The 7,625-nt window shown below is 63.4% G+C and carries 7 protein-coding genes; 3 read left to right on the top strand and 4 right to left on the bottom strand.

Going from position 1 to position 7,625, the window contains the following annotated elements:
* On the bottom strand, positions 1 to 670 hold a 670-nt coding region (locus tag E2I15_RS33700), incomplete at its 3' end, for an MFS transporter (protein ID WP_155262716.1).
* 287 nt (positions 671 to 957) lie between these two features.
* Positions 958 to 1,215: a hypothetical protein gene (locus E2I15_RS33695; protein ID WP_137483776.1), complete on the bottom strand. Its 258-nt coding sequence runs from the start codon at positions 1,213 to 1,215 to the stop codon at positions 958 to 960.
* A 52-nt stretch (positions 1,216 to 1,267) separates the two neighbouring features.
* On the opposite strand from E2I15_RS33695, the gene E2I15_RS33690 reads away from it, so the two are divergent.
* A complete protein-coding gene (locus E2I15_RS33690) occupies positions 1,268 to 1,885 on the top strand; it encodes a TetR/AcrR family transcriptional regulator (protein WP_170991828.1) in 618 nt (205 codons plus the stop codon).
* Positions 1,886 to 1,888: 3 nt separating this feature from the next.
* Here the strand turns inward: E2I15_RS33690 and E2I15_RS33685 are convergent, their stop codons facing one another.
* Positions 1,889 to 2,308, bottom strand: a complete 420-nt coding sequence (locus E2I15_RS33685; RefSeq protein ID WP_137483775.1) for a hypothetical protein — start codon at positions 2,306 to 2,308, stop codon at positions 1,889 to 1,891.
* Between the two features lie 220 nt (positions 2,309 to 2,528).
* Here E2I15_RS33685 and E2I15_RS33680 point away from each other — a divergent pair, with 220 nt between their 5' ends.
* A complete protein-coding gene (locus tag E2I15_RS33680; protein ID WP_137483774.1) occupies positions 2,529 to 4,796 on the top strand; it encodes a T6SS phospholipase effector Tle1-like catalytic domain-containing protein in 2,268 nt (755 codons plus the stop codon).
* Between the two features lie 228 nt (positions 4,797 to 5,024).
* On the top strand, positions 5,025 to 6,707 hold the full coding sequence (locus E2I15_RS33675) for a phospholipase D-like domain-containing protein (RefSeq protein ID WP_137483773.1): 1,683 nt from the start codon (positions 5,025 to 5,027) through the stop codon (positions 6,705 to 6,707).
* 69 nt (positions 6,708 to 6,776) lie between these two features.
* On the opposite strand, the gene E2I15_RS33670 is transcribed toward E2I15_RS33675, so the two are convergent.
* On the bottom strand, positions 6,777 to 7,625 hold an 849-nt coding region (locus tag E2I15_RS33670), incomplete at its 5' end, for an LLM class flavin-dependent oxidoreductase (RefSeq protein WP_155262715.1).

The following is a 7,625-nucleotide window of genomic DNA, read 5'->3' as shown; positions in this document are numbered from 1 at the left end:
ACAGCCGCGGCTCGGCATAGAGCGACTTCAACAGGCGCACGGTCGAGGTCCAGGGATTTTTGGTGATCGGCAGATCGGGCGCGGACGGCTGCGTCACCGGGATCCGCGACGCAAAGCCCCAGGACAGCACCGACAGGCCGGCCACGACGGCACAGATCCAGCCCATGTGGCTGGCGCCGGCGACGAACATGCCACCCGCTATGGTGCCGATCAGGATCGCCATGAAGGTTGCGCCCTCGACCAGCGCGTTGCCGGTCGCGAGTTCGGACACCGACAGCTGGTCGGGCAGAACGGCATATTTCACCGGACCGAACAGCGCGGCGACGATGCCGAACAGCGCCAGCGCGATGAACAGCAGCGGGATCGAATGGGTGAAGAAGCCGGCGGCGGCGAAGGCCGCGGCGAATATCTCGAAGAACTTCAGCCGGCGGGCGACGACGGACTTGATGTAGCGGTCGGCGAGCTCGCCGCCGAGCGCCGACAACACGAAGAACGGAGCGATGAACACCGCCCCCGCGAGCTGGACCAGCGCCGGCCCCTGCTCGTTGGCGACACCATACAGCAGCATGATGACGAGCGCGTTCTTCAGTACGTTGTCGTTCAACGCCGAGCAGAACTGCGACCAGAACAGCGGCGCGAAGCGGCGGGACGTCATCAATTCCTTGATCATGACCGGTTCCTTGGGTTGCGCGCACGGCGCTGGCAGGTCTGCGAATTCGGGTGGCAGAGAATGGTGAGCGTGGAGAAAATGACGGAGATGCCGCAGCCTTTAGTCTTTTGCGCAACGTATCGGTTCGAACCGGCGCAAAATCGGTCGCACCGGGACATCGCGACATTGCCCGCCAGAGATGTACGAGACCTTATCCAGACCAGGGGTTGATCGATGCCGGACCGGGCTCGCAGAGGGCATGGTGAGCACTTTGTTGAGGTTTCGCCGACAATTGCCGGGGGCCCGCTTCAGGTCAGTTCACTCAAGCCGCGGAACGGCGACCATCGGCAGTTGCGCGACTTGCAGCGGCCTCCGCTCGCAGCCGCCGGGCGCGGCGCGCGCCGATCCGCGCGCCGCTGCTCCAGGATGCCGGCGACGTCGCAGGCATGGGCGATCCGCTCGATCGGCGCGGTCGCCAGATTGAGGACGGCGCGGCCAAAGCCCTTCACGAGCTCGATCGCGTCATCGACAAGGGTGCCGGTCAATTGAAGTGCTAGGGTCTGCATCTGAGTGGCCTCCTATGCCAACTTGAGCAACGCTCAAATTAGTAATATGAAAATGAACATTGTTCAAGAAGAATCGCGACGGGATCGAAAAAAACTTCAGCGGCGGGCCCTGCTGATCGAGATCGCGCGCCGGTCAATCGCAACTAAGGGATTGAAATCACTCAAGGTTCGTGATGTCGCCGAGGCCGCCGGCTGCTCCATCGGCAGTGTCTATAATGAGTTCGGCGACTTCGACGGCCTGATCCTGACCGTGAACCGGGAGACCGTTCACGCCCTGACCACGCGACTCAAGGCGGTCCCGGCCGACGATCCGCTGCGCCAGCTGCACGGGCTTGCCGACGCCTATCTCGGCTTCGCCACCGAGCACGCCAATCTGCTGCGTTCGCTGTTCGAGCACCGGATGGAGGACGACCGGCCGTTTCCGGAAGATATCCTCACGATGGTGATGGACGCGTTCGCGCTGATGCATTCGCCGCTGGTGCGGCTGCTGCCCGATCGCGATCCCGACGACATCGCGCTACTGTCGCGGATGATGTTCTCCGCGGTCCACGGCATCATCTCGCTCGGCCTCGAGGAGCGCATGGTCGCGGTGCCGCCCGAGATGCTGCGCGAGCGGCTCGCGCAGTTCGTCGACACGCATCTGGCGGGATTGGGTGTACTGCGGCGCTGATCCTCATACACGTGCCCGCGCGATTGTGCCGGCGACAATCTGCATGGCGACACCGAGCACCCAGCCCACCATGATGGTGGCGGTCCAGGCGATGTCAGGCTCACTGCGCAGCACGACGACGCCGACCGAGAAGAACGCGACCATGGTCGCGAGGAAGGTGCCGATCGCGCTCAGCAGCTCCGCCGCGTCGATCTTGCGCGTCGAGGTGGCGTCCTTCGGATGGAAGAGCTTTGGCGGCGTATCGATGCCGAGATAGAAACCGATCGCGCCGCCCAGCATCATGATCAGCAGGAATGCCTGCGAGGTCAGCGCCGACACGCTCGAGCCGACATGGATGGCGACGAACAGACCGCTTGCAGCACCTGCCATGGCAAGACCGAAGCGCTCCAGGACGTGGGCAAATTTTCTGACGCGGCTGCGCATTGCTGTGCCTCATCAATGAATTGCGCCGCTATCAGGCTAGGCCTTTTTGCAGCAACGCGAAAGCCGTCACCTCTCACATGGCCGCGACCACGTGACGCTTTGTGTGCCAGTTCACACCTATCGCGGCATGGAATGATTAAAGAGCGATCAAAGGTAGCAATCGATCCGGTCCCTGCTACGCTGCGCCATCCGCTTCATTCGTTTCAGCGAGCGTCTTTCAATGCCGAGTCCGAAGATCATTATTCTGTCCGACGGCACCGGCAACGCCGCTTCCAGCGTCTGGCGCACCAATGTCTGGCGGATATTCCAGTCGCTCGATTTGCAGGGCAATACGCAGGCCGCCAAGTATGACGACGGCGTCGGCACGTCGAAATTCATTCCGCTGGCCATCCTCGGCGGCGCCTTCGGCTACGGCCTCAAGCGCAACATCCTCGATGCCTACAAGTTCATCTGCCGGAACTACGATCACGAGAATGATTCGAAGATCTACCTGTTCGGATTCAGCCGCGGCGCATTCACCGTGCGCACGCTCGCCGCACTCATCCTCGATCAGGGCCTGATCGTCGCGGACACCGAATCCGAGTTGCACGACGGCGCGGTGAAGGCCTATCGCGCATACCGGGCCGAGGGCTACCACTCGATCTGGCGCATCGAGGTGCTGTTCCGCGCATTGCGCGATTATGTTCTTGTGCCGCCGTGGGATCGCCTTCGAGGCAACAGGCCGTATGCAAGGATCGCCCGCAAACCGGTGCCTGCGATCGAATTCATCGGCATCTGGGATACCGTCGCGGCCTATGGCCTGCCGATCGACGAGATGACGCGCGGCATCTCCAACTGGGTGTGGCCGCTTGAACTGCCGAACCGGATTCTCAGCCCGAAGGTCAAGTGCGCGCGACACGCGCTGGCGCTCGACGACGAGCGCACGACCTTTCATCCGGTGCTCTGGACCGAGCAAGAGCCGGGACAGCCCGCGCCGGCGGTGCCGGCCAGCATCGATGGCGAGCGCCTCGTCCAGGTCTGGTTCGTCGGAATGCATGCCAATGTCGGCGGCGGGTATCCGGACGACGCCGTCGCGTTCGTGCCGCTGGCCTGGCTGGTCGACGAAGCCGTCAAGCGCGGCCTCGCATTCAAGAGCGCACCGGTCGCCGACCCCGACGCGATCAAATCAATCAAGTCCTCCGAGGACAAGGATGGCCGCCTCTACGATTCGCGGGCGGGCCTCGGCGCGTATTACCGGTACGGTCCGCGCAAGGTCGCCGACCTCTGCAACGATCCCTATGCCGGCGTCAGCGTGCCGATGCCGAAGATCCACGAGAGCGTGTTCGAGCGGATCGACAGCGGCGCCAATGCCTATGCCCCGATCGGACTTCCGCCGAACTACGTGGTCGTCTCGCGCAGCGGCGAGGTCATCCCGCTCGGCGCCAATACGTTTGAGACGCCCGCGGGCGCACCGGGGCGCTATGCCGCGCAGGAGAAGCTGTGGAATTACGTCTGGATGCGCCGGATCGCCTACTTCGCCACGCTGGCGGCGTCGCTTCACCTGGCGGCGTTCTGGCTGTTCCACAACCAGCACAAGGAGCACGAATTCAGCTCCTATGTCCGGATGATTTCGGAGCTGGTGCGCTTCGTTCAATCGTTCCTGCCCGATTCCTTTCATTGGTGGACCGATTGGTACGCCGGCAATCCGGAATGGTTCACCGGCGGCATCATCGCCGTTGTCGCGCTGATGGCGGTGGGCAGTTCGCTCAGCGCAACGATCAGCGACCGGATGCGGATCATCTGGCGCAATCGCGCGAGCCCGGCACCGCTGTCCGGGTTCATGCACAATGCGATCTATCGATTCCGCACGAGTGTGATCTATCAGTGGGTCCTCAATGCCGGAAAGCGACATGTCGTTCCGTTTGCACTGACAGCCTTGCTGGTCTGGTTCGGCGCAACGCTGCTCAGCCATTTCCTGTTCAATGCCTTCGATTCCATGGGCGCCTTCTGCACGGGGACCGCCGCCGACAAGCTGGTCGCCGTCGACAAGGGCATCCCGCAGGATGCGGCCGACTTCGACACCAGCGCGATCTGCGCGCCGACCGGCCTCAAGGTGCGCACGGGGTTCAAGTACGAGATCGCGATCACGATGTCGGAGCCATGGGAAGACGCCGGCCGCGCGGTGACACCGATCGGATATCGGACCTCGACCATCGAGAGCACAAAGCGCTGGCGTGGATACGCCACGATCTTTCTGCGGCGGATCCTGTTCCGGCCATGGTTCAGGCTGATCGCCCGGGTCGGAGAGACCGGCGTCGACGAGTATTTCCTCGACCCCCTGCCGGTGTCGAACACCGACCCGCAGGTCTACAAGGCGAGGTTCACCGCCGATCGCAGCGGCGAGATCTTCCTCTATGTCAACGAGGCCGTCATCGGCCTCCCCTGGGTCTACCGATGGTTCTACGGCGATCATAAGGGCAAGGCGAAGGTCACGGTGCGGTTGCTGTAGAACGCCCCGACCGGGCTCACTGCATCGCGGCCCAACCGGTCCGTACGGCGTGATCGATCTGTGATCCAGTCGACAGACCCGGTTGTAGATTGCCTGTCATACTCTCCTTGCTAGATCAGCCGCCCGACGCCCGAACGATCCGAGGCGACATCTCCGATCTCCTGCGGCGCCGACGCGCCAGGTTCATATCGACCGGATATTTCTCACCAGCGATTTGGAGGCATCACCATGATTTCCAGGATTCAGGCGTTCCCGACCACCGACGGCATCTTCGTGGTCTGGGAGGTCGCGGCAATGATCCCGGACTGTCTCGGCTTTGCGCTGTATCGTCAGCAGCAGGGCAAAAGTGCAACCGTGGTCGACACCTGGGTCGGGTTCGAGGACCAGGCGCAAGGCCACAAGGCGGGCGAACATCGGCCGAGCACCGAATGGCCGGTGCAAAAGACGAACTGGACCGATTTCCTGGCGCCAATCGACGCGCCGGTCCGCTATGGCGTCGTTCCGGTTCTCAAGGACAGCGCCACCAAGGTGAAGCCCGCCTACAGCGCGCCGGCGCAATGGACCGAATACGTCTCCGCCATGCCGTCGGGCTCGCTGAAGCCGTGGTTCAACCGCGGCACGATCTCGGCGCAATGGCTGTCGCGCGCGATCGGCAAGGACAAGAAGCCGGCGCAAACCCTGGAGAAGGCGATCTCGACCAAGGGCAACAAGATCCGCGACTTCCTCAAGGGCCAGCTCGGCGCCCGCCTGCTGGCGCTGTTGGCCGATGCCAGGAAGGGCAAGCGCGACGTCTATCTCGCGCTCTACGAGCTCAACGACCCCGAGCTGATCGCCGCGCTGACCGCGATGAAGGGCAAGGCCCACGTCGTGCTTGGGAACAGCACCGGCAAGTCCGATGCCACCGCCAAGGACACCGAGAAGAATGCCGGCGTGCTGAAGAAGGCCGGCGTCGACATCGTCCGCCGCAAGATTGCACCGAGCCGCTACGCCCACAACAAGTTCGCGGTGTTCTGCGACGGCGCGCAGAAGCCAAAGGTGGTCTGGACCGGCAGCACCAACTGGACCCGGACCGGACTGTGCACCCAGAACAACAACGGGCTCGAGATCACCGACGACAAGGTCGCGGCGGCCTATCACGACCATTGGAAAGCGATCTACACAGACGGCAGCAAATCGCCGAAGGCGCTGGCTGTGGCCGGCGATCACGAATGGCCGTTCACCATCGGCGAGTCGAAGGCCAGCGTCTGGTTCACGCCCACCACCAGGAGCGGCGACCTCAAGGAAGCCACCAAGATGATCGAGGACACCGAGCATGGCGCGGTGTGCCTGATGCTCAATCCCGGCAACAAGGGCCTGCTCGGCCCGATTCTGGAGAAGGCGCAGGACAAGAAGCTCTATGTGCGCGGGGTGCTCAACAATTTCCCGGCGCAGGGCAAGGACAGTCCGAAGGATCAGCTGCAGCTCTTGGCCGGCGACGGACAGCAGCAGGTCTTCAAGGGCAAGCAGATCGCCGACGTGATCCGGCCTGCCGGCATCGACAAGACCGCGGACTGGTGGGAGCACGAAATCAAGAACACTGGCAAATTCATGATCGCCGTGCACAGCAAGGTGATCGTGCTGGATCCGGCCGGCAAGAACCCGGTGGTCATGACCGGCTCGCACAATTTCTCCGACCGCGCCAGCACCAAGAACGACGACAACCTCGTCATCATCAGGGGCGATTCGCAGCTCGCGCTGACCTATGCGGCGCGCATCGTCAGCATCTACGGGCAGTATCGCTGGCAGGCCTGGCGCAACACGCCCGAGGGCCAGAAGGACAAGGGTCTGAAGCGCAGCGACGCCTGGCTGAGCAACCGCATCGGCAAGGGCTGGGCGGAGACCGAAACGCGGTTCTGGCTCGGCACCACCTAACGCCGGCGATCCGTCATGACTACGGGGCAGCGTTGCCGCTGCCCCGCGTTCTCTTCATCGTCCCGAGTCCTACGCCGCGCGGCCGACCGAGGCGTCGAGATGCTTCAGCCGCGGCAGCACCTCCTGCTTCAGCAGCCGCAGCGAATTGTGCCAGGCTTCCGGCTTGTGCTTGTAGTCGAAGCCGAACACCAGCAGCACGCCGAAGCCGCCGACCTCCTGGTAGATCTTCTCGATCTTCTCGGTGACCGTCGCGGGCGAGCCGACGATCCAGTTGTTGCGCGCGCAATATTCGACCGTGACGTCGCCGTCCGGCACATCGGGCGAGGCCTTCAGGTAATCCTTGAAACCAAAGTGGCCGAGCAGCGGCAGGAAGTATTCGCCCATCATCCGGCCCATCATGTCGCCGGTCGACAGCTTCCACGCCTCCTCGTCGGTGTCCGCGACGAATACCTCGCGCACCATTCGCCAATCTTTGCGGCTCGGCGTGCGGCCGGTCTTGGCCGCGCCCGCCTCCACCGAGTCCCAGTGGCTGCCGACATAGGCGGGGTTGAGGTTGAGGCTCATCGGAATGAAGCCGCGCTCGCCGGCGAGCTTCAGCGTGTCCGAATTCTTGGAGAGCCCTGCGACGCCGATCGGCGGATGCGGTGCTTGCTGAGGCTTGATGTGCGGTTTGAGGAAATCGAACATCGTGTCCGGCTTGGTCACGGTCCAGAACTTGCCCTTGTGGGTCCAGGGAGCCGGCTCGGTCCACATCTTCAGGATGATCTCGAGCGCCTCGCGGGTCATGTCGCGGTTCTGGCCCGACATGCCGTCGACGTTGAACATCGCCCAGTCGCTCGGCAGGCCGGAGGCCGCGACGCCGAAGTTGAGCCGCCCGTTCGAGAGGTGATCGAGCATCGCGACGCGGTTCGCGAGTTC

The organism is Bradyrhizobium sp. BR2003 (assembly GCF_009720285.1).
Lineage (GTDB): Bacteria > Pseudomonadota > Alphaproteobacteria > Rhizobiales > Xanthobacteraceae > Bradyrhizobium > Bradyrhizobium elkanii.
Note: the sequence above shows the minus strand (reverse complement) of the source record. Positions and strands in the feature narration are given on the sequence as shown.

What these genes read in the sequence shown, in the direction of transcription:
- E2I15_RS33695 (WP_137483776.1), bottom strand. Translation starts at nt 1,215, where the DNA reads ATGCAGACCCTAGCACTTCAATTGACCGGCACCCTTGTCGATGACGCG.
- E2I15_RS33690 (WP_170991828.1), top strand. Translation starts at nt 1,268, where the DNA reads ATGAACATTGTTCAAGAAGAATCGCGACGGGATCGAAAAAAACTTCAG.
- E2I15_RS33685 (WP_137483775.1), bottom strand. Translation starts at nt 2,308, where the DNA reads ATGCGCAGCCGCGTCAGAAAATTTGCCCACGTCCTGGAGCGCTTCGGT.
- E2I15_RS33680 (WP_137483774.1), top strand. Translation starts at nt 2,529, where the DNA reads ATGCCGAGTCCGAAGATCATTATTCTGTCCGACGGCACCGGCAACGCC.
- E2I15_RS33675 (WP_137483773.1), top strand. Translation starts at nt 5,025, where the DNA reads ATGATTTCCAGGATTCAGGCGTTCCCGACCACCGACGGCATCTTCGTG.